Source organism: Blastococcus sp. CT_GayMR16, assembly GCF_004570875.1.
GTDB lineage: Bacteria > Actinomycetota > Actinomycetes > Mycobacteriales > Geodermatophilaceae > Blastococcus_B.
Map to the genome: position 1 here is coordinate 49,323 of NZ_SPQK01000021.1, position 19,446 is coordinate 68,768.

The 19,446-nt window shown below is 73.5% G+C and carries 22 protein-coding genes; 10 read left to right on the forward strand and 12 right to left on the reverse strand.

Annotation, left to right across the window (positions count from 1 at the left end; translation table 11 throughout):
- Positions 1–77 precede the first annotated feature (77 nt).
- Positions 78–725 carry a LysE family translocator gene (locus E4P38_RS18975; RefSeq protein ID WP_135133519.1) on the forward strand — a complete coding sequence of 216 codons (648 nt, stop codon included), beginning with the start codon at positions 78–80 and terminating at the stop codon, positions 723–725.
- Between the two features lie 2 nt (positions 726–727).
- On the opposite strand, the gene E4P38_RS18980 is transcribed toward E4P38_RS18975, so the two are convergent.
- The 3 genes from E4P38_RS18980 to E4P38_RS18990 all read right to left on the reverse strand — a co-directional run bounded on the left by E4P38_RS18980 (position 728) and on the right by E4P38_RS18990 (position 2,109).
- Positions 728–1,396 carry an enoyl-CoA hydratase-related protein gene (locus E4P38_RS18980; RefSeq protein ID WP_135133520.1) on the reverse strand — a complete coding sequence of 223 codons (669 nt, stop codon included), beginning with the start codon at positions 1,394–1,396 and terminating at the stop codon, positions 728–730.
- Between the two features lie 58 nt (positions 1,397–1,454).
- Positions 1,455–1,652 (reverse strand): hypothetical protein, encoded by a 198-nt coding sequence (locus tag E4P38_RS18985; RefSeq protein ID WP_135133521.1) that lies wholly within the window; start codon positions 1,650–1,652, stop codon positions 1,455–1,457.
- Positions 1,653–1,746: 94 nt separating this feature from the next.
- Entirely contained in the window at positions 1,747–2,109 is a 363-nt protein-coding gene (locus tag E4P38_RS18990; protein WP_135133522.1) for a VOC family protein, read from the reverse strand.
- A gap of 96 nt (positions 2,110–2,205) precedes the next feature.
- On the opposite strand from E4P38_RS18990, the gene E4P38_RS18995 reads away from it, so the two are divergent.
- From E4P38_RS18995 to E4P38_RS19005, 3 genes are all read left to right on the forward strand, one after another.
- Positions 2,206–2,466, forward strand: coding sequence for a hypothetical protein (locus tag E4P38_RS18995; protein ID WP_135133523.1), 261 nt, complete (start codon positions 2,206–2,208; stop codon positions 2,464–2,466).
- Positions 2,463–3,578, forward strand: coding sequence for a crosslink repair DNA glycosylase YcaQ family protein (locus tag E4P38_RS19000; protein ID WP_135133524.1), 1,116 nt, complete (start codon positions 2,463–2,465; stop codon positions 3,576–3,578). The genes E4P38_RS18995 and E4P38_RS19000 overlap by 4 nt, the downstream gene beginning before the upstream one ends.
- A 449-nt stretch (positions 3,579–4,027) precedes the next feature.
- A complete protein-coding gene (locus tag E4P38_RS19005) occupies positions 4,028–4,261 on the forward strand; it encodes a hypothetical protein (protein ID WP_135133525.1) in 234 nt (77 codons plus the stop codon).
- Between the two features lie 4 nt (positions 4,262–4,265).
- Here E4P38_RS19005 and E4P38_RS19010 read toward each other — a convergent pair whose 3' ends face one another.
- Complete coding sequence (locus E4P38_RS19010; RefSeq protein WP_245161150.1) at positions 4,266–4,673, reverse strand: hypothetical protein; 408 nt, start codon at positions 4,671–4,673, stop codon at positions 4,266–4,268.
- 72 nt (positions 4,674–4,745) lie between these two features.
- Between E4P38_RS19010 and E4P38_RS19015 the strand changes: the two genes are divergently transcribed.
- The 6 genes from E4P38_RS19015 (at position 4,746) to E4P38_RS19040 (ending at position 10,415) form a co-directional block, all read left to right on the forward strand.
- Positions 4,746–5,927 carry an aminotransferase class I/II-fold pyridoxal phosphate-dependent enzyme gene (locus E4P38_RS19015; RefSeq protein WP_135133526.1) on the forward strand — a complete coding sequence of 394 codons (1,182 nt, stop codon included), beginning with the start codon at positions 4,746–4,748 and terminating at the stop codon, positions 5,925–5,927.
- Between the two features lie 31 nt (positions 5,928–5,958).
- Positions 5,959–6,735, forward strand: a complete 777-nt coding sequence (locus tag E4P38_RS19020) for a glycerophosphodiester phosphodiesterase (RefSeq protein ID WP_209309198.1) — start codon at positions 5,959–5,961, stop codon at positions 6,733–6,735.
- Positions 6,732–7,634 (forward strand): lysophospholipid acyltransferase family protein, encoded by a 903-nt coding sequence (locus E4P38_RS19025; protein ID WP_245161151.1) that lies wholly within the window; start codon positions 6,732–6,734, stop codon positions 7,632–7,634. Before E4P38_RS19020 ends, E4P38_RS19025 begins: the two co-directional genes overlap by 4 nt.
- A gap of 91 nt (positions 7,635–7,725) precedes the next feature.
- A complete protein-coding gene (locus tag E4P38_RS19030; protein ID WP_135133527.1) occupies positions 7,726–9,111 on the forward strand; it encodes an MFS transporter in 1,386 nt (461 codons plus the stop codon).
- A 68-nt stretch (positions 9,112–9,179) separates the two neighbouring features.
- Positions 9,180–9,875, forward strand: coding sequence for a thymidine kinase (locus E4P38_RS19035; protein ID WP_245161152.1), 696 nt, complete (start codon positions 9,180–9,182; stop codon positions 9,873–9,875).
- Between the two features lie 195 nt (positions 9,876–10,070).
- Complete coding sequence (locus tag E4P38_RS19040; protein WP_029336385.1) at positions 10,071–10,415, forward strand: RNA polymerase-binding protein RbpA; 345 nt, start codon at positions 10,071–10,073, stop codon at positions 10,413–10,415.
- 227 nt (positions 10,416–10,642) lie between these two features.
- Here the strand turns inward: E4P38_RS19040 and E4P38_RS19045 are convergent, their stop codons facing one another.
- The 8 genes from E4P38_RS19045 to E4P38_RS19080 form a co-directional block, all read right to left on the reverse strand.
- Positions 10,643–11,149, reverse strand: coding sequence for an FxsA family protein (locus E4P38_RS19045; protein ID WP_135133528.1), 507 nt, complete (start codon positions 11,147–11,149; stop codon positions 10,643–10,645).
- A 61-nt stretch (positions 11,150–11,210) separates the two neighbouring features.
- Positions 11,211–11,984 carry a polyprenol monophosphomannose synthase gene (locus tag E4P38_RS19050; protein WP_135133529.1) on the reverse strand — a complete coding sequence of 258 codons (774 nt, stop codon included), beginning with the start codon at positions 11,982–11,984 and terminating at the stop codon, positions 11,211–11,213.
- The gene (gene lnt, locus E4P38_RS19055) at positions 11,981–13,591 is read right to left on the reverse strand and encodes an apolipoprotein N-acyltransferase (RefSeq protein ID WP_135133530.1); all 1,611 of its coding nucleotides are present in this window, start codon (positions 13,589–13,591) and stop codon (positions 11,981–11,983) included. Before lnt ends, E4P38_RS19050 begins: the two co-directional genes overlap by 4 nt.
- A gap of 551 nt (positions 13,592–14,142) precedes the next feature.
- Positions 14,143–14,541 (reverse strand): MaoC family dehydratase, encoded by a 399-nt coding sequence (locus E4P38_RS19060; RefSeq protein ID WP_135133531.1) that lies wholly within the window; start codon positions 14,539–14,541, stop codon positions 14,143–14,145.
- Positions 14,538–15,287 (reverse strand): OAM dimerization domain-containing protein, encoded by a 750-nt coding sequence (locus tag E4P38_RS19065; protein WP_135133532.1) that lies wholly within the window; start codon positions 15,285–15,287, stop codon positions 14,538–14,540. The genes E4P38_RS19060 and E4P38_RS19065 overlap by 4 nt, the downstream gene beginning before the upstream one ends.
- Positions 15,280–16,878: a lysine 5,6-aminomutase subunit alpha gene (locus tag E4P38_RS19070; RefSeq protein WP_135133533.1), complete on the reverse strand. Its 1,599-nt coding sequence runs from the start codon at positions 16,876–16,878 to the stop codon at positions 15,280–15,282. The genes E4P38_RS19065 and E4P38_RS19070 overlap by 8 nt, the downstream gene beginning before the upstream one ends.
- Positions 16,875–18,389 (reverse strand): amidohydrolase family protein, encoded by a 1,515-nt coding sequence (locus E4P38_RS19075; RefSeq protein WP_135133534.1) that lies wholly within the window; start codon positions 18,387–18,389, stop codon positions 16,875–16,877. The genes E4P38_RS19070 and E4P38_RS19075 overlap by 4 nt, the downstream gene beginning before the upstream one ends.
- Positions 18,386–19,414, reverse strand: coding sequence for an L-erythro-3,5-diaminohexanoate dehydrogenase (locus E4P38_RS19080; protein WP_135133535.1), 1,029 nt, complete (start codon positions 19,412–19,414; stop codon positions 18,386–18,388). The genes E4P38_RS19075 and E4P38_RS19080 overlap by 4 nt, the downstream gene beginning before the upstream one ends.
- Between the last annotated feature and the right edge of the window lie 32 nt (positions 19,415–19,446).

A 19,446-nucleotide genomic window follows, 5' to 3' on the forward strand; every position in this document is an offset into this window, starting at 1 on the left:
CGGGCAGCCCGGGGGAGCGGGGCGTGTCGGCAGATAGTCGGTCGACGGCGGTGGAGCGGCGGTGCGAGCATCCGGGCGTGGAGCTCGCGACCTCGCTGCCGGCCTTCCTGCTGGCGGTGCTGCTGATCTCGGCGTCGCCGGGACCGGCGATGGCGCTGATCTTCCGGCGGGCGGCCCTGCGTGGACTGTCCGGCGCGGTGCCGACCGTGCTCGGCCTCGAACTGGGCCTCTACTGCTGGGCGCTGTTCGCCGGGGCGGGGTTCGCGGCGCTGGTGGCCGCGTCGGAGGTCGGCTACCTGGTGCTCCGCGTGGTCGGCGCGGCCGTCCTGCTCTACCTGGGGCTGCGCGCGTTCCGCGCGGCCTGGCTGGAGCGGCGGAACCCCGATACCGAGGTGGCCCCACTGCCCGTGCCGCCGGGACGACGGCGCTGGTGGGGGGCGTTCGGTGAGGGCGTCGTCGTGCAGCTGGCGAACCCGAAGGCCGCGGTCTTCATGATCGCCTTCTATCCGCAGTTCGTGCCGGCCGACGGCCCGGTGTTCGTCACGACGGCGCTGCTCGGGCTGCTGCAGATCACCGTGGAGACCGCCCTGTACCTCGGACTGGCGGCCGGCGTCGCCCGGGCGGGTGCCTGGTTCCGCCGTCCCCGCATCCGGCGACGGCTGGAGGCGGTCAGCGGCACCGTGCTGGTGGGCCTGGGCCTGCGGGTCGCCGTCTCCAGCCGCTGACCTCAGCCGAGGCCCGGGTTCCCGCGCAGCGCGTCGAGCACCGGCCCGTACATGCCGGCCTTGATCGTGGTGAGGTTCGGGCCGGCCTTCGCCGCGTGCAGCCGCGCCACGTCGAGGGCCGCCGTCCGCACGCCGTCCTCGTCGGCCACCTGGTCGACGATCCCGGCGGCGAGGGCGTCATGGCCGCCGTAACGGCGCCCGGTGACCATGGCCTCGTGCGCGGCCTGCGGTGGCAGCCGCGCCCGAATCAGGGCGGACATGCCCGCCGCGAAGGGCAGGCCGATGTCCACCTCGGGGAGGCACCAGAAGCCCCGGTCCGCACGCATCACCCGGTGGTCGTGGGCGAGAGACAGCATCGCGGCCGCGGCGAAGGTGTGCCCCTGCAGCGCGGCCACCGTGACGACCGGGAGGGCCAGGACGCGCGCGAACAGTGCCTGCACGCGCGCGATGTAGGCCGCCCGCTGGTCGCCGTGCGCACCCAGCCACTCGAGGTCGAGCCCGTTGGAGAAGAACTTCCCGGTCGCCGTCGTCACGAGGGCGCGGGGCCCCGCTGCCTGTTCCACGATCCCCAGCGATTCTTCCAGCGCGGTCAGCCAGTCGGGGGAGAAGCGGTTCTCGGTGTTCCCGAGGTCGAGGACGTAGACGTCGTCGACGCGGTCGAGCTCGGGCATGCGGTCGCTCCTCGGTGCTCGCGGAGCAGCGATGGTATCGACGCGCCGGACGGACCCGTCAGTTGCCGGGCTTCACCGCCCGGCCCCGCTGCTGGTCGTCCTCGTCGGCGTCGTAGGTGCCCGGCACCGCACTCGGGCGGGTCGTCTCGTCGGAGAAGCCGGGCGTCACCGGCTTCGCGGCCAGGCTGTCCGGCCCGGGGGACGGTGTTCCGCCGGGCTCGTCGCGCTCGTCGGTGTCGGGACGCTGTTCGGTCATGCGGTTCCGGCTACCCGTGGCGTCGTCCGGGCACGCGTCCCGCACGAGAGCGGGGGGTTGAGTCACCGTGACGAAAGGACGCCGACAGCAGTGCTCAGCGGGTCTCCGTCAGGTTGACGACGTTGCCGTCCGGATCGGTGATGTGGGCGACGCGCTGACCCCACGGCATGTCGTTGGCGGGCCCGGGGGCCGAGCCCCCGAGCTCGGTGACCCGGGGGAGGAGGGCGTCGACGTCGGGCACCTCGATGCTCAGCAGCATCCGGCCCGGAGCCCCGGGGACGACGGAGTCGTCGGAGGAGAGGCCGAGCTCGGAGTCGCCGAGTGTGAGGCCGACGTAGAAGACCGGGCCGTCGTCGGGGAAGCGCTGAACCTCCTCGGCGCCGAACAGGCCGGTGTAGAAGGCGAGCAGGCGCGAGAGGTCGTTGCTGACGATGATCGGCCGGACGGTGCTCGGCATGCGGACTCCTCGAGGTTGGTCGTTGCGCTGTCCTGAGCAGAGACCCCGGGCGCCGGAGAACTCATCGGCGGCGAGCGCGGCGATACGGTCGGCGAGATGACCGCCGACAGGGAGCAACTACTGACGCAGATCGACGCGGCCAATGTCTCGTGGGACGGCGAGGTGCAGGGGCCCGCCGGGTCACTGCCGGTCGAGGAGCTGCTCGTGCGCCGCCTGGTCGAGCTGGAGCTGCACCACACGGATCTGGACGCCGGCTACGGGGCGGCGGACTGGCCGCGGTCGTTCGCCGAGATGGAGCTGGGCGAGCCGGTGTGCAGTCAACGGGCGGAGCGGGCCGGCCGGGCGGCGAGCAGGTGACCCACCGACTCGACCGTGCCGAGGCGCGGGCCATCGCCGTGCGGGCACAGCTGCTGGATGCCCACCGGCCGGGGGACCTGCTCGACGTCGTCCGCCGGCTGACCCTGCTGCAGATCGACCCGACGGCGGCGATCGCGCCCAACGCGGACCTGGTGGCGTGGAGCCGTCTGGGATCCGGCTACGCGACGGCGCAGCTGACGGAAGCGCTGGAGCGCGATCGCACCCTGTTCGAACTGAACGCGCTCATCCGGCCGATCGAGGACCTGCGGCTGTACCGGGCGGACATGGCCGCCTGGCCCCAGTGGGAGGGCCGCCGCCAGTGGCTGCGGAGCAACGAGTCGTTCCGGCGCGACGTCCTCGCCCGGTTGCGGGAGGCCGGCCCGCTGCTGTCGCGCGACATCCCGGACACGGCGGTCGTGCCCTGGGTGTCGACGGGCTGGACCCACAACCAGAACGTCACCCAGCTGCTCGAGTCGCTGATGATGCGCGGAGAGGTGGCCATCGCCGCACGGCGCGGACGGCAGCGGCTGTGGGACCTGGCCGAACGCGTCTACCCGGAGGACGTCGACGTCGTCCCGGCGGAGGAGGCCCACTGCATCCGGAACCAGCGCCGGCTGCAGGCACTCGGCATCGCCCGCGCCAAGACCACCGCCTTCCCCATGCAGCCCGGGGACGTCGGGGACGCGGGGGAGCCGGCGACCGTCGAGGGCGTGCCCGGCGAGTGGCGGGTCGATCCCGCGGCGATCGGGCAGCCGTTCACCGGGCGGACGGCGCTGCTCTCACCGTTCGACCGCCTGCTGCACGACCGGCGGCGGGCGGAGGAGCTCTTCGGCTTCGAGTACCAGCTGGAGATGTACAAGCCGAAGGACAAGCGGCGATGGGGCTACTTCGCGCTGCCGGTGCTGCACTCCGACCGGCTCGTGGGGAAGCTGGATGCCACGGCGGACCGCAAGGACGGGCGGCTCGTCGTCCACGCGCTGCACGAGGACGTGCCGTTCACCGGGGCGATGCGGGACGACGTGCGCGAGGAGATCGACCGGCTGGCCGAGTGGCTGCAGCTGAGCGTTGGGGAGCCGGGTCCGGGAGCGGCCCGTCCAGATGACTTGACATAATGTGCATTATCGGCGCTGGTTCAGCAGGCTCAGAAGGGGGTTCGGCGTCCAAGATCAACTCCGACCCGACGTGCGCCCGGTCGACCATCCACACGCCGCCGCGCACCACCGTCGGCAATCCGCCGGGCTCGTCGTCCTCCGGCGCCCGCACCCCGGAGCCGCGCCACCCCGTCGGCACTGGGCGGTCGCTCCCGACTGCTGCGAACTCGTGCCCGCCGGCGGTTCGCGTTTCATGATCAACTCCCCCGCTCTGTTGATCTTGCTTCCTCGGAAACCAAGATCAAGAGCTTCAGGCCTGTTGTTCGACCGGCTCAGCGGCTCGTGACCGCCCCCGGATGGCTGGTCCCCCCATCCGCCTACACCACCCGTCTAACGTCACAGTGACGTTAGGAAGGTGATATGGGCGGCTCGACGGGCGCCGGCGTCCGGGTGTTCGTAGGGTCGAGGACATGGAGATCCGACGACCGATCGTTGCGCTCATCACCGCCCTGACGCTGGTCGGCGGAGGCGCGCTGACCGCCTGCGGCGACCCGACCGAGAGCGGCACGGGCACACCGAAGGACACGGCGGAGAACACCAGCGGGAACGATCCCTCCGACGAGTCGCAGGGCAACCTGCCGGACAACAGCGACCCGGACGAGGACTCCGACCCGGACTCCGGGAGCGGCACCGGCAACAACTGACGGATCAGCCGGTGCGCTCGGTGACCCAGAGCCGGTCCAGGCGCCCGGTGGAGCGCAGCAGCTCGGCGAGCTGGCGTTCGAGCTCGGCCTTGGTCGGGCGTTCGGTCAGCAGCGTCTGTGCGTCCTCCAACGCGCAGCGCAGCTGGTACAGCCGGTCCTGCAGGCCGTCGAGCTCCGTGCGCGACACGAGGACGACGTCGCCCGGCAGGCCCGCCTTCGCCGTCGCCGACCGCTGCTCGTAGGCCCGCTGACGGCACGCCTGGCCGCAGTACAACCGCGGGCGGCCCACGGACCCCTGCTCGGGGAGGACGCGGCGGCACCAACCGCACCGCCGCTGCTCCCCGCTCCCCCGGTTGGGGATGGGGGCGACGGGAACCTCGGTCGCCGTGCCCGCTGCGTGTCGCTCTGCCACGTCTGGGCACGGTAGACGTCACAGGCGACAGTCCTGGGCGAACACGCCCGACAACAGCGCAGGAGGCGTCGGATGGCCATATCGGAGCCTCCCGGGCTACCGGCGTTCGACGCTCTGACCGAGGCCGGTCTGCGGGAGGGCCGCAGCCTCAAGTGGACCCGGTACGGGACGGCGATCGGTGCGTTCGTCGCCGAGATGGACTTCGGCACCGCGCCCGTCGTCACCCGCAGCCTGTCCGGGACCGTCGAGCGGGGGCAGCTCGGCTACCTGACCCCGGAGGCCGCCGCGGACATGGCGCGCGCCTGCGCCGGCTGGCAGGCCCGGCGGTACGGCTGGGAGGTGCCTCCGGCATGGATCACGCCGCTGGCCGACGTCGTCGCGGGCCTGCAGGCGGCCATCGAGCGGTTCACGCCGCCGGGGACCCCGATCGTCCTGCCGACCCCGGCTTACATGCCGTTCCTGGCCGTCCCGGGCGCGCTGGGCCGCGAGCTGATCCAGGTGCCCATGGTCGATCGCGCCGGCCGGATGGGCTACGACCTCGACGGCATCGCGGCAGCGTTCGACCGCGGTGCCCGCCTCGTCGTCCACGTGAACCCGCACAACCCGCTCGGCCGGGTCTTCGCCGTCGACGAGCAGCTGGCCCTGGCCGACGTCGTGTCGGCCGCCGGCGCCCGGGTCTTCGCCGACGAGATCCACGCGCCCCTGGTCTACCCGGGCGCCACGCACCGCCCTTACGCCTCCCTGTCCCCCGAGACGGCCCGGCACACCGTCACGGCGACGTCGACGTCGAAGGCCTGGAACGTGCCGGGGCTCAAGACGGCGCAGCTGATCCTGTCCAACGCCGAGGACGCCGAGCACTGGGCACGGGTCGGCTTCCTGTACGGCCACGGCGCGTCCACACCGGGCGTCCTGGCCGCGACGGCCGCCTACGACGAGGGCGCCCAGTGGCTGGACGACGTCCTGGCGTACCTGGACGGGAACCGCCGCTTCCTGGCCGAGCTCCTCGCCGAGCGGCTCCCGCAGGTGGGCTACACGCCGCCGGAGGGCACCTACCTGGCCTGGCTGGACTGCCGGCGGCTGGGTCTCGAGGGCTCGGCGGGCGCCTTCTTCCTCGACCGGGGCGGCGTGGCGCTGGTCGACGGACCGGAGTGCGGGCCGCCGGGAGCCGGGCACGTCCGACTCAACTTCGCGACACCGAGGCCGGTCCTGACGACGATCGTGGAGCGGATGGCCGCCGCCGTGGGTGCGCGCTGACCGGCGCGCCCGGCCCCACTAGCGTGTCGTCGTGCCCGCCGCGCGTTACGCCTACCTCGACGGGCCGCTCCCCCTGGCGATGGCGCACCGCGGCGGGGCGATCGAGCACCTCGAGAACACCCTGCCGGCCTTCCAGGCCTGCGTGGACCTGGGCTACCGCTACCTCGAGACGGACGTGCGGGTGACCGCGGACGGCGTCCCGGTCGTCTTCCACGACCCCACGCTGGAACGGGTCACCGACCGCCCCGGGCGGGTCGAGCACCTGACCTGGGCGGAGGTGTCGACGGCGCGGATCGGTGGGCGCGAGCCGATCCTCCGGCTGGAGGACCTGCTGGGCGCCTGGCCCGACGTCCGCTTCAACCTCGACATCAAGGCCGCCGGCGTCCTGGCCCCCCTGGTGCGCACGGTCAGGCGGCTCAAGGTCGCCGACCGCATCTGCCTCGGCTCGTTCTCCGACGCCCGGATCGCCGCCGCACGCCGGCTCTTCGGGCCCGCCGTCTGCACCTCACTGGGACCCCGCGGGGTCGCCGCCCTGCGGCTGTCCTCCTACTCCCCCCGCGCAGCCGGCCTCGTCCGCATCCAGGCCGGCTGCGCCCAGGTCCCGCTGCAGCTCGGCGGCCGGGCGCTGGTCGACGAGCGCTTCCTCGCCGCCGCCCATGCCCGGGACCTGCAGGTGCACGTCTGGACGGTCGACACAGCGGAGGAGGCCACCGCCATGCTCGATCTCGGCGTCGACGGCGTCATGACCGACCGCCCCGCCATGCTCCGCGAGCTGCTCGAGAAGCGCGGCCAGTGGGCGCCCCGGTGAGCCTCGGGACACGGCTGTGCACGGCGCTGACCACATGGCGGCCGGTCCCGCCGCCGCTGCCCGACGACCTCGCCCAGCTGGTCAAGCCGGACGACCCGGACTGGTTCGCCCGCGAGATGGCCATCGCCGCGGCTCCCCCGTGGTGGTTCTGGACGTTTATGCTCCGCCGGTTCTCCTGGCTCGTGAGCATCTTCGGCCGGATCGAGGTGACCGGTGAGATCCCGGCGGAGCTGCGCAACGGCCCGCTGCTGTTCGCCGCCAACCACATCGGCGACTTCGACCCGTTCGTCGTCGCGGTGGCGCTGCACAAGGTCGGCGCCGTCCCGCGGATCATGGCCACCGGCGGGATCATCTCCGCCCCCGTCGCCGGCCCCCTGCTGGAGCGCACCGGGGCCATCCGGGTCGAGCGCGGCACCGAGCTCGCGCGGCACGCCGTGCGGGTCACCGAGGTCGCCCTCGTCCAGGGCGGGCACGTCGTGGCCTACCCGGAGGGGCGGGTGGGCCTGACGCCCGACGGCTGGCCGGAGCGCGGCCGGACGGGCATGGCGCGGCTCGCGCTGGGCATGGGTGTGCCCGTCCTCCCGGTGAGCCAGTGGGGCGCGCACGAGGTCCTCCAGTACGGCAACGACTGGGGCAAGCTGCGCACGGTGCTGTCGGCGCTGGTCCGCCGGCCCGCCCTGCAGGTGCACGTCGGACCGCCCGTGCCGCTCGACGACCTGCAGATGGGCCGGGTCGGCGACGCCAACCGCGCCCGCTACCGCATCGCCGCGGCGATCACGCGCGGCCTGGTCCCGCTCCGCGCCGGCGAGGAGGACCGGCCGCACTACGTCGACCACACCCGCCCGACCACCGCGGTCGCCGCCTACCCCGGCGGGATCGTCCCGGACGACGTCCCGTGACCCACGACGCGATGATGCCCGTGAGCACGGATCGGGTGACGGTGCCCGGTCGGTGCTGGACCGGCTGCCCGACGGCTGGGAACCTGCGCCGGTGACCACTGCGCCGCCCGCCACCGGAGCCGGGCCTGCCGACCCGCCCGTCGACCGTGCCCTGAAGCGCGAACGCTTCGGCTGGTACTCCTACGACTGGGCGATGTCGGTCTTCAACACCTCGGTGACGACCGTCTTTCTCGCCCCGTACCTGACCTCGATCGCGGAGTCGGCCGCCGACGCCGACGGCCGGATCCACCCGCTGGGCATCAGCGTCCCGTCGGGCAGCTACTTCGGCTACGTCCTGTCCCTGTCGGTCGTGCTGCAGGTGCTGGTTCTCCCGCTCACCGGCGCCATCGCCGACCGCAGCGGCCGCAAGCGCCAGCTGCTGGCCGCCTTCGCGACCCTGGGCTCGCTGTGCACGATGGCGATGTTCTTCGTCGCCGACGAGCGCTATCTGCTCGGTGCCGCGCTGTTCGTCGTCGCCAACCTCTGCTTCGGAGCGGCCACGGTCGTCTACTACTCCTGGCTGCCCGACCTGGCCGGGCCGGACGAGCGGGACGCCGTCTCGAGCCGCGGCTGGGCCATCGGCTACCTCGGCGGGGCGCTGCTGCTGGCGCTGAGCCTGGGCCTGTTCACCAACTACGAGAGCCTCGGACTGACCGAGGGCGAGGCCGTGCGGATCTGCTTGGCGTCGGCCGGGGTGTGGTGGGCCGGCTTCACCGTCGTCAGCGTCACCCTGCTGCGCAACCGCCGTCCCCGGGACGTCGAGCCGGTCGCCGGCGGCCGGTCCGCCGGGGCGCTCGCCGGGGGCTTCCGGCAGCTGGGTGCGACGCTCCGGGACCTGCGCCGGTACCGGCTGACCCTGTGGTTCCTTGCCGCCTACCTGCTCTTCAACGACGGCGTGCAGACGGTCATCGGGGTCTCGGCGCAGTACGGGAAGGAACAGCTCGAGCTGTCCCAGACCACGCTGGTCTCGGCGATCCTGCTGGTCCAGGTCGTCGCCTTCTTCGGGGCGCTCGCCCTGGGCCGGATCGCGGCGCACGTGGGTGCCAAGCGCACCATCCTCTGGGCGCTGGTGGTGTGGACCGGTGTGCTCGTCATCGCCTACTTCCTGCAGGCCGGGGCCGCGCTGCAGTTCTACGGCCTCGCGACCATCATCGGTTTCGTCCTGGGCGGCACCCAGGCGCTGTCCCGGTCGCTGTTCAGCCAGCTCATCCCGCCCGGCAGGGAGGCCGAGTACTTCGGCTTCTACGAGATCAGCGACCGCGGCACGAGCTGGCTGGGTCCGTTCCTGTTCGCGCTGACCTACCAGCTGACCGAGTCCTACCGGTACGCGATCTTCAGCCTGATCTTCTTCTTCGTCGTCGGCGGGATCATGCTGGCGAAGCTGAACATCCGCCAGGCGATCATCGAGGCCGGGAACACCCCACCGGAGCGCCTGTGACAGCCGGCTCTCCTCCCGAGGAGTCCGACCACCCGACCGCACCCATACCGCTGCCGGTGCCGGCGTCCGTGCCCGCCTCCGGTGACCGGCGGCGGCACCCCGCTCCGGCACACCTGCGCTTCTTCCACGGGCCGATGGACTGCGGGAAGTCGACGCTGGCCCTGCAGGTCGACCACAACCAGCGCCGGCAGGGCCGCCACGGACTGCTCGTCACCCAGGGCGACCGCTCCTCGGCTCCGCAGATCAGCTCCCGGGTGGGGCTCTCCCGGGACGCCGTCGAGGTCGACGCCGCCACCGATCTGCGGCTGCTGGTCCGGAACCGGTGGGCCGACGGGCACCGGGTGGACTACCTGATCGCCGACGAGGCGCAGTTCCTCACCGCCGTCCAGGTCGACCAGCTCGCCGACCTCGTCGACGACTGGCACGTGGACGTCTACGCGTTCGGGCTCACCACCGACTTCCGGGCCCACCTGTTCCCGGGCACCCAGCGGCTGCTGGAGGTCGCCGACGACGTCCAGCGGGTGCAGGTCGAGGTGCTCTGCTGGTGCGGCCTCCCGGGCCTGCTGAACGCCCGCGTGGTCGACGGCGTCATGGTCCGCTCGGGTGAGACGGTCGTGGTCGCCGACACCGCCGCGGTCGATCCGGCGGACACCGAGGGCGGCTCCTCTCCCGCCGTCCGGTACCAGGTGCTCTGCCGCCGGCACTACGTCCGCGGGGAACTCGGCCCGACCACGGCCGGTCCGGGACAGCTCTCCCTGTCCTGAACAGGGGCGATCGCTCACTCGTCCGGGGGGCACCCACGCTCGGAATATGACCCCATGCGATGATGAGCAACTGATTCGGGGGAATCTCGACGCGATTTCTGTCGTTCATCTCTGTGAGTCGCCGGTACCTGGGTATGTCCTTGGTCGCCGGACACGATTTTCGACCGACACCAATGAACGAGAGGACGGTGGGCCATGGGCGAGCGTTCCCTGCGCGGCAGCCGACTGGGCAGCGTCAGCTACGAGACCGAGCGGAACACCGCGCCCATCGAGCGGCAGTACGCCGAGTACCGGTGCCCCTCGGGCCACCTGTTCACGGTGCCGTTCGCTGACGACGCCGAGCTTCCCGACACGTGGGAGTGCAAGTTCGACGGTGGCGCGGCCAAGCTGGTCGGCGGTGCCGAGCCGGCACCCAAGAAGGTCAAGCCGCCGCGCACCCACTGGGACATGCTGCTCGAGCGTCGTTCCGTCGAGGACCTCGAAGAGGTGCTCGCCGAGCGGCTCGACGTGCTTCGCGGCCGGCGTACCCGCGCCAGCTGAGTAAGGACCCCTCTGCCCCCCGCACCTCGCAAGCTCGACGCGGGACCCTGCAGAGGGGCCGCCAGAACGGCCCCGGTGGTTCGCCACCGGGGCCGTTCTGCGTCTCCGGGGGTCGGGGCGCTCCGAGTCGATCATCGGGTGGGTGCACGACCGGACGGCGTGTCCCGCCCCGTTCCGCCGTGTCCCGTGCACGAATCCGATGATCAACTGCGCGGAGGCGCCGTCGGTCAGGTCAGCGGGCGGCCGTCGGGACCGCGGACGATCTCGCCCTCGATCACCAGCGGGGCGGCGTCCGGGACCGGACCGGCCACGCCGGCGGTCCGCACGCTCTCGACCCGCACGGGGCCCCGCATCCGGTCGGGCAGCCGCGTGAGCACCAGGCGGGTCAGGAGCCCCCGCACGAGCCCACGGGTGCCCGGCAGCAGGCAGAGCAAGCCGACCAGGTCGCCGATGAAGCCGGGCAGCACCATGAGCAGGCCGCCCGCGGCGACCAACCCGGCGTCGCCGAGCTCGCGTCCCGCCGACCGGCGTGACCGTACGCGCTCGCGGAGGTCGGCGAGCGCCTTCGTGCCCTGCCGCGCGAGCAGCGCGAAGCCGAGGGCGCTGGTGGCGAGCGTGGCCAGGATGGTCCATCCGATGCCGATCCAGCCGGCGACGAGGACGAACACGACGAACTCGGCCAGGATCAGCAGCCCGGCGGCGATGCGCACCCGGCGTCCGACGGCGTCCCTCACGACTGTCCTGCCTCTCTGCGCCCGCAGGCCGGCGACGGCGGCCCGCCTTCCGGGCCGCGGCTCATCGCCCGCGATCGCGGGTGCGTGCCGGCACGGGACGGGAGACCCGGCCCGGCAGCCAGTCGGCCAGCCGGTCCTGCAGTCCCCACACGGTCACCCGCACCAACGCTTCTCCAACGATCGAGCCGCTCATCTTGCTCCTGCCGAATGCGCGCTCGGTGAACGTGATCGGCACCTCGCGCACCCGGGCTCCCGCGCGCACCGCCCGCCAGGCCCAGTCGACCTGGAAGCAGTAGCCCTGGCTGGCGACGTCGTCGAAGGGCAGCGCGTCGATCAGCTCGCCGCGCGCGGCCCGGTACCCGCCGGTGGCGTCGTTGAGCGGCAGCCGCAGCGCCCAGCGGGTGTAGCGGTTGCCGATGCGCGACAGCCACAGCCGGTGGACCGGCCAGTCGGCCACCTCTCCCCCGGGCACGTACCGGGAGCCGAGCACCAGGTCGGCCGACCCGAGCGCGGCCAGGAGGTCCGGTAGCTGCTCGGGTGCGTGCGAGCCGTCGGCGTCCATCTCCACGACGACGTCGTAGCCGCGCTCCCGGGCCCATCGGAAGCCGGCCACGTACGCCGGGCCGAGCCCCGCCTTCGCCGTCCGGCGCAGGACGTGCACGCGCGGGTCGAGCGCCGCGACCTTCTCGGCGAGCTCCCCGGTGCCGTCGGGCGACCCGTCGTCGACCACGAGGGCGTGCGCCGTGGGCACGCTCGTCAGCAGCCGCTCCAGGATCCGCTCGACGTTCTCCGCCTCGTTGTAGGTCGGCACGATCACCAGCACCCGGTCGGTCATCGCCGTCCCCTCGCCCGACGCTGCAGGGCCACCGTGAGCAGCGCGGCACCGCCGACGGCGGTGAGCAGCCACTCCGGCGCGGCACCGAGCCGCTGGGCCACGGTCGTGGAGTCCCGCTGGGCGATCTCCTCGACGAAGACCGCGGGCGTGAACAGCTCCGACGACCGCGCGATCGTGCCGTCGGGCGCCACGACGGCGGAGATCCCGCTGGTTGCCGCGACGGCGACGGTGCGGCCGAACTCCACCGCGCGCAGCCGGCTCATGGCCAGCTGCTGGGCGCTCTCGTCGGTGTACCCGAAGGTCGCGTTGTTGGTCTGGACGACGATCATCCCGGCCCCCCCGTCCACCACGTCGCCGACCAGCCCGTCGTAGACGACCTCGAAGCAGATCAGGTCCCCGAGGCGGGCGCCGCCGACGTCCAGGACCCCGACCTCGTCCCCGGCGGCGAAGTCGCGCCGGACCAGGTCGACCTTGTCGCTGAAGAAGCGGAAGAAGCTGCGGGCCGGCACGTACTCGGCGAGCGGGACGGGGTGCCGCTTGACGTAGGTGTCGCCCGGCCCGTCCTCGGGGTCCCAGACGATCGCGGTGTTGCTGACGTCCTCCCCCGGCCCGTCGACGACGGCGCCGACCAGGATGGGGGCGTCGATGGCCCGGGCGGCGCGGTCGATCTCCCGGGCGGCGTCGGCGTTGCGGTACGGGTCGATGTCGGAGCTGTTCTCCGGCCAGAGGACGAGGTCGGGCTGCGGCTGGTCGCCGGCGGCCACGTCCTGGGCGAGCTCGAGCGTCTGCTGGACGTGGTTGTCCAGGACGGCGCGGCGCTGGGCGTTGAAGTCCAGGCCAGCCCTGGGCACGTTGCCCTGGATCACCGCCACCGTCGACGTCGGGCCGCCGGCGGTCAGCGACGGTCCGGGCAGCGGCAGCCACGCGAGCATGCCGGCCAGTGGCACGGCCAGCACGGCGACCACGAGGAGGGCCGCGGCCCGGAGCGCCGGGCCCTGCTCCCCCGGTACCGACGACGCCCGCCACGCCCGGTGCAGCGCGAGCGCTGCCGCGGCCAGCAGCGCGCCGCTGAGCGCCACCGCGAAGGTCACCAGCGGAACGCCGCCGTACGCGGCCAGGGACAGCAGCGGCCCCTCGGTCTGGCTGAACCCGAGCCGCCCCCAGGGGAAGCCGCCCAGGATGAAGCGGCCGCGCAGCGCCTCGTCGCCGACCCAGAGGACCGCCGTCCAGAGCGGCCACAGGGGCAGCCGGGAGGTCAGGGCGGTGGCGCCGCCGAGCAGCGCCAGGTGCGCCGCCTCGAAGACGGCCAGGGCGAGCCACGGAAAGGACCCGACGTAGATCCCGGTCCAGGAGAGCAGCGGGATGAAGAAGGTGAGCCCGAAGACGAGGCCGAGCCACAGACCGGAGCGGGCGCGCTGCCCGCGTACCGCCAGAGCGAGCGCGGCCGGGCCCAGCACGGCGAGGGCCGACAGGCCGTAGTCCGGGAACGCGAGGACGAGGACGAAGCCACCGGCGGCGGCGAGGAGGGTGCGCCACGGCAGCCGCCGGGCCTCGCGCCCGGACGGCGATGTCGCCGGCTCGACCGGTCGCGGGAGCGTGCCGGTCACCGGCCCGCCTGCACTGCCGGCACGTACTGCCTCCCGGAGAACGTCCCGGACCTGCCGGAAGGGCAGGTCCGAGGAATGCCTCCCCGCGCCGGAAGGGCGGGGTCCGGACCGCCGCTGCGCTGCCGCGGTCCTGACCCAGCATCCCATCCCGCTACGGCCCGCTGCAGGGTCCCACCGCGAGCTTGCGAGTGGGTGGGGGCAGGGGTCCTTCTACCGTCCGGGTCAGCACCGGCGGTCGCGCCGCCCGCGTTCCGCATCTTCGGGCCGGACGGCCGGTCGCTGGGGGCGATCGGCACGACCGTTGTCTGAGGGCGCGGACATCGGGCGGGCTCCGCCGGTCACGCCGGTACGCATCCTCCGGAGGCCCGTCGCCCCCTCGGCCCGGCAGTCTGCCGGGGGGCCGCACGAGTCCACCCGGAGAGCACGTTCCGGTGCTCCCGGTCTGGAACTGCAGCGACTGTAAGAACGGACCGCGCCCGTGTGGGTACGCACGGTGACCGAGAGAGGGACTGTGACCTGATCGTTACATCGACCGGCGGCCCGCGGCCCGGTCACCCGGACGCCGGCACCACCAGCGCCGCGGTGGCCTCTACGACCGTGATCGGCTGCTCGAGCACCCGGGCAGCCGATGGCCCGCGCTCGGGCTCGGCCCGCGCCACGACGCGTGCAGTGCAGCGCAGTTCGCGGCTGCGGCGGCCGATGCGCACGACCTCGCATGTGGCCTCCAGGACGTCGCCGGCGCGGACCGGGCCGAGGAAGCGGACCTCCGAGTAGCCCGCCAGCAGGCCCTCGTCGCCGTCCATGACGATCGCGACCTCGGTGGCGACGTCGCCGAACAGGCCGAGGGTGTAGGCGCCGTCGACGAGGGAGCCGCCGTAGTGGGCGTGCGCGTAGGGCACGTAGCGGCGGTGCGTGATGGTCAGCCCCAGTCGCGGGTCCTGCTCGGTCATGCGGCGGTCTCCTCGTTCGGGATCAGGGCGTGGATGAGGTAGCTGGCGACCTCGCCGGGCGTCGTCCCCCGGCCGAAGACCTTGTCGACGCCGAGTACGCCGGCCATCGCCGGGTCGAAGCGGGGCCCGCCGACGACCAGCAGCGGGCGGGACTCCCCCATTGCCTCGCGGAAGGCGGCAGCGAGCTCGCGGGTGTTGCGCAGGTGGGCATCCTTCTGCGTGACCACCTGGGAGACGAGGACGGCGTCGGCGCGGTCGGCGCGGGCGCGGGCCACCAGCTCGGGCACCGTGACCTGGGCGCCGAGATTCGTCACGGCCATCTCCCGGTAGTACTCCAGGCCCTTCTCCCCCGCGAAGCCCTTGACGTTGAGGATCGCGTCGATGCCGACCGTGTGGGCGTCGGTGCCGATACAGGCGCCCAGGACGACGAGCTCGCGGTGCAGCCGCCCCTTGATCGCGCCGTTGACCTCGCCGGAGGTGAGCAGGGGGTACGCGCGCTCCTCCACGTGCACCTCGTCGAGGTCGACCAGGTGCTTCACGCTGCCGTAGACGACGAAGAACGTGTAACCGCTGTCGATGGCGTGGCTGTGCACCACCATCGCCGGCTCGATGCCCATCTTCGTCGCCAGCTGCAGCGCGGCGCCCTCGGCCTTGGGCCCCATCGGCACGGGCAGCGTGAACGACGTCTGGATCATGCCGTCGCCGGTGGTGTCCCCGTAGGGACGGACGATGCTGCCGTCAGGCATGCGACGTCTCCTTCGCTTCCAGCAGCTCGAGTGCGGGGTTGTAGGCGTCGGGGCCGAGCTCGACGACGCCTCCGAGCCCCTTGCCGCCGTCGATCGGCCGCTTGGTGATGCCGAAGGTGCCGTCGGCGATGGCCTGGATCAGCCCCTCGGGGTGGTCGGCGATCCGGCCCAGCAGGTCGACGGCCTCGGTCAGCACCGTGTGCGCCCGGCGGTCGATGAACCCGCCCGGGGGCGGCGCGAAGTCCTCGGCCAGGTTGCCGGCCGCGTTCAGGACGTACCGCACGTTGCGCAGCGCCAGGTCCCGGTCGGACAGCCACGGGGTGACGACGGCCTCGGTCATCATCCCCACGAGCAGGATGCCCTGGCCGGTGAGCGCCCCGGCGAGGTTGAAGAACCCGTCGAGCAGATAGCCGCGGAACACGTCGCCGGTCATGTGCTTGGTCGGCGGCATCCACTTCAGCGGTGCGTCGGGGAACAGGGTGCGAGCGAGCAGGGCGTGCGCGAGCTCGAGCCGGAAGGACTCCGGCAGGTCGGGCTGGATCTCGAAGGCGTGCCCGAGGCCGAGCTGCCAGTCCTCGAGGCCGGCCTCCTTGGCCAGGGTCTCGTTGAGCAACTGGCTGACCGTGACGGTGTGCGCCTCGTCGACGGCGTCGGCGGTGGTGAGGTAGTTGTCCTCGCCGGTGTTGATGATGATCCCGGCCCGGGCGTGCACCATCCGGCTGAACCGCTGATCGACGAAGGTGCGCTTCGGATTGATGTCGCGGAAGAGGATCCCGTACATCGCGTCGTTGAGCATCATGTCCAGCCGCTCCAGCCCGGCCAGGACGGCGATCTCGGGCATGCAGAGGCCGCTCGCGTAGTTGGTCAGCCGGACGTAGCGGCCGAGCTCGGCGCTGACGTCGTCCAGGGCGGCCCGCATGAGCCGGAAGTTCTCCTGGGTGGCGTAGGTGCCCGCGTAGCCGGTGCGGGTCGCGCCCTCCGGCACGTAGTCCAGCAGCGACTGGCCGGTGGACCTGATGACGGCGATGACGTCGGCACCGGCGCGCGCGGCCGCCTGGGCCTGCGGGATGTCCTCGTGGATGTCCCCGGTCGCGACGATGAGGTAGATCCACGGCCGCCGCGGCGGGTCGCCGTGCAGCGCCACCAGCTCCTCCCGCCGCCGCCGGTTGGCGTCGATGCGGGCGATCCCGGCGGCGGCAGCCGCGGAGGCGGCCTCCTGGGCACGCTCGGCCTGCACGCCGTCGGGCACGGCGAACCGGGCGGTACCCGCGCCGACCTGCTCGGCGAGGGTCTGCAGGTCGGGCGCGGCGCCGGAGGCGAGCGCGTGCCAGACCGGGAGGGCTACCCCGGACTCCAGGCCCACCTGGTCGCGGACGGCGTCGACCACCCGATTCACCCACGGGACGCGGTCCTCCGTACGCCCTTCCCCCGTCACCGGGTCGGTGCCGGTCAGCCCGGCCAGCCGCAGCACCGCCCGCTCGACCGAGACGGTGGTGTGCCGGTGGGCGAGGTCGATCACCGGCTGGGCGGCCAGGGCGGCGAGCTCCCGCGCCCGGGCGACCAGGGTCGGGTCGAGGTTCAGGCTGCTCATGCGATGGCTCCGATCGGCTCGCCGTCGACCAGCAGGTGCCGGCAGACCGGCCTTGCTCGGTCACTGAGGACGGCGGACAGGGTCTCGTTCGTGGCCCACAGCGCCAGGTGGGCGGGGGCGCCGACGGCCAGCGGGCCGATCGGATGCTCGGCGCGGGCGGCGTACCAGCCGCCGTGGGTCGCCGCGTCGAACGCGTCGAAGGGGCGCAGGCCCGACCTCTGCGTGCGGTGGTCGACGGCGGCGTGCACCCCGCCCCACGGGTCCAGCGGGGTGACCGGGGCGTCGCTGCCGATGGCCAGGACCACGCCGGCGTCGGAGAAGGCGGCGAAGGGGTTGGCGGCCAGGGCTCGCTCGACGCCGAGCCGCTCGGCGTACATCCCGGCGTCCCCGCCCCAGGCCGCGTCGAAGGCCGGCTGGACGCTGGCGACCATCCCCAGATCACGCATCCGTTCGAGGTCGACCCGATCGATCAGCTCCACGTGCTCGAGTCGGTGCCGGCACGCCCGGACGGCGGGGCGGCCGAGTTCGGCGGCCACGGCCTCCACCGCGTAGATGGCCTGCGCGACCGCGGCGTTGCCGATCACGTGGAAGCCGGCCTGGATCCCCGCGGCGGTGCAGGTACGGATGTGGTGGACGAGCTGGCCGGTTGCGAACCGCAGGGTGCCGGCGGTGTCCGGACGGTCGGCGTAGGGCCCCCCGCCCAGCGCCGCGGTGTGCGAACCCAGGGCGCCGTCGCAGAACAGGTCCCCACCGGCGCCGGCCAGCCCCAGCTCGCGGACGACGTCGAGGCCGCCGCGCTCGGCGAGCTCGCCCCAGTAGCCGACGACCTCGGGGCCGGGCTGCTCGGCCGCGAGCGCCAGCAGGCCGGCGAGGTCGTCGACGCCGGAGACCTCCGGGCCGGCCATCTCGTGCAGGCTGCCGATGCCGAGGGCGGCGGCCGCGTCGAGGGTGGCGCGCTGCGCGGCGCGACGCTGGTCGGTGTCGACCGCGCCGTAGGCGGCCTGCCGGGCGGCGTGGTGGGCGTCGAGCCGCAGCCGGCCGTCGGGCGAGAAGCCCGGCAGGTCGGCGACGCCGGGGATGCTGTCGAGCAGGGCGGTCGAGACGGTGGCGGAGTGCACGTCGACGCGGGCCAGGTACGCCGGCCGGTAGCCGAGGACGGCGTCGAGGTCGGCGCGGGTGAGGCCGCGTCGCTCCGGCCAGCCGGTCTCGTCCCAGCCGGTGCCGATCATGGTCCCGGGCGACCGCTGCGCGAATCGTCCGATCAGCGCGACGGTCTCGGCGAGGCTGGAGCTCGAGTGGAGGTCGAGACCGGTGAGCGCCAGGCCGGTCGCCGTCGCGTGGACGTGGGCGTCGACGAAGGCGGGGGTCAGCAGCGCTCCCTCCCCCGCGATCACGCGCTCGGCGCCCGATGCCTCGGCGGCGTCGCCCACCCAGGCGATCCGGCCGTCGACGACGTGCACGGCGCGACCGGGGCGGTCGCCCACCGTGACGTCGGTGACGAGCAGACTCATTCGACGACCCGTGGGTCGATCAGCGCGCGCACCCCGGCCTCGGACCGGTACAGCCCGAGCGCGAGGTCGGCATGACCGGGTGTGTAGCCGTTGCCGACGAGCATCGTCACGTCCGCTGCCATCCCCTCCGCGCCGAGGGCCGCCGCCGAGAACGACGTCGCCATGGAGAAGAAGACCACGGTCCCACCGTCGGCCGTGGCCAGGATCGCTCCGTGTTCCGCGCCCTGGACGTCGACGCACACGACCGTGACGTCGGCGGGTGTGCCGACCGCCGCGGCCACGGCGAGGGGGTCGGTGGCGTCGGCGACCACGACCCGGTCGGCCAGGCCCGCCGCGGTCAGCGCGGCGGCCTCCGCCTCGGTGCGCACCAGGCCGGTGAGCTCCAGCGCCCCGACGGCCCGGGCCGCGGCGAGCGACAGGCACCCGGACTTGCCGGCGGCTCCCAGCACCGTGACCGACCGCGCCCGGGCCCGCTCGACCACACGGGCGGTGGCGGCCGGCGCCCCGCAGACGTCGAGGACGGCCAGCGAGACGGCGTCCGGCAGGTCGTCGGGCAGGACGGCGGCGATCGAGCGGGCGAAGAGGATCGCCGTCCCCTCCGCGGGAACCTGCTCCGACCGGCCGTCCCAGCGGGCCAGCCCGTCGGTGATCCGCAGCGGGGTGAGGGTGAGCGAGACCAGGGTGGCCACCCGGTCGCCGACCGCCAGCCCCAGCGGCGACTCCGGGCCGACGGCATCGACGACCCCGATCAGCATGCCGCCGGAGCCGGTCACCGGGTTCTGCATCTTGCCGCGGGTGGCGACGATGTCGACGACGGCGGCGCGGACGGCCTCGCCATCGCCGGCGTGGGACTCCGACAGCTGCCGGAACGACGCGGCGTCGAGGTTCAGCCGCTGGACGGCGATCCGCACCTCGTCGGGGCCGACCGCCGGATCGGCGTCGAGCCGCCGGGCCGCCTGGGGCAGCACGCCGGCCGGGTCGAGGACCCGCTGCACGCCGAGGGCGCGTTGTCCCGTACTGAGCACCTGTCTCTCCCGTCTCACCCGTTCGGTGCAGA

Bases quoted from the DNA above. Each gene is read 5' to 3' on its own strand.
- E4P38_RS18980 (WP_135133520.1), bottom strand. From the start codon at position 1,396: ATGCCCGAGCTCGACCGCGTCGACGACGTCTACGTCCTCGACCTCGGG.
- E4P38_RS18985 (WP_135133521.1), bottom strand. From the start codon at position 1,652: ATGACCGAACAGCGTCCCGACACCGACGAGCGCGACGAGCCCGGCGGA.
- E4P38_RS18990 (WP_135133522.1), bottom strand. From the start codon at position 2,109: ATGCCGAGCACCGTCCGGCCGATCATCGTCAGCAACGACCTCTCGCGC.
- E4P38_RS18995 (WP_135133523.1), top strand. From the start codon at position 2,206: ATGACCGCCGACAGGGAGCAACTACTGACGCAGATCGACGCGGCCAAT.
- E4P38_RS19005 (WP_135133525.1), top strand. From the start codon at position 4,028: ATGGAGATCCGACGACCGATCGTTGCGCTCATCACCGCCCTGACGCTG.
- E4P38_RS19015 (WP_135133526.1), top strand. From the start codon at position 4,746: ATGGCCATATCGGAGCCTCCCGGGCTACCGGCGTTCGACGCTCTGACC.
- E4P38_RS19040 (WP_029336385.1), top strand. From the start codon at position 10,071: ATGGGCGAGCGTTCCCTGCGCGGCAGCCGACTGGGCAGCGTCAGCTAC.
- E4P38_RS19050 (WP_135133529.1), bottom strand. From the start codon at position 11,984: ATGACCGACCGGGTGCTGGTGATCGTGCCGACCTACAACGAGGCGGAG.
- E4P38_RS19060 (WP_135133531.1), bottom strand. From the start codon at position 14,541: ATGACCGAGCAGGACCCGCGACTGGGGCTGACCATCACGCACCGCCGC.
- E4P38_RS19065 (WP_135133532.1), bottom strand. From the start codon at position 15,287: ATGCCTGACGGCAGCATCGTCCGTCCCTACGGGGACACCACCGGCGAC.
- E4P38_RS19070 (WP_135133533.1), bottom strand. From the start codon at position 16,878: ATGAGCAGCCTGAACCTCGACCCGACCCTGGTCGCCCGGGCGCGGGAG.
- E4P38_RS19075 (WP_135133534.1), bottom strand. From the start codon at position 18,389: ATGAGTCTGCTCGTCACCGACGTCACGGTGGGCGACCGCCCCGGTCGC.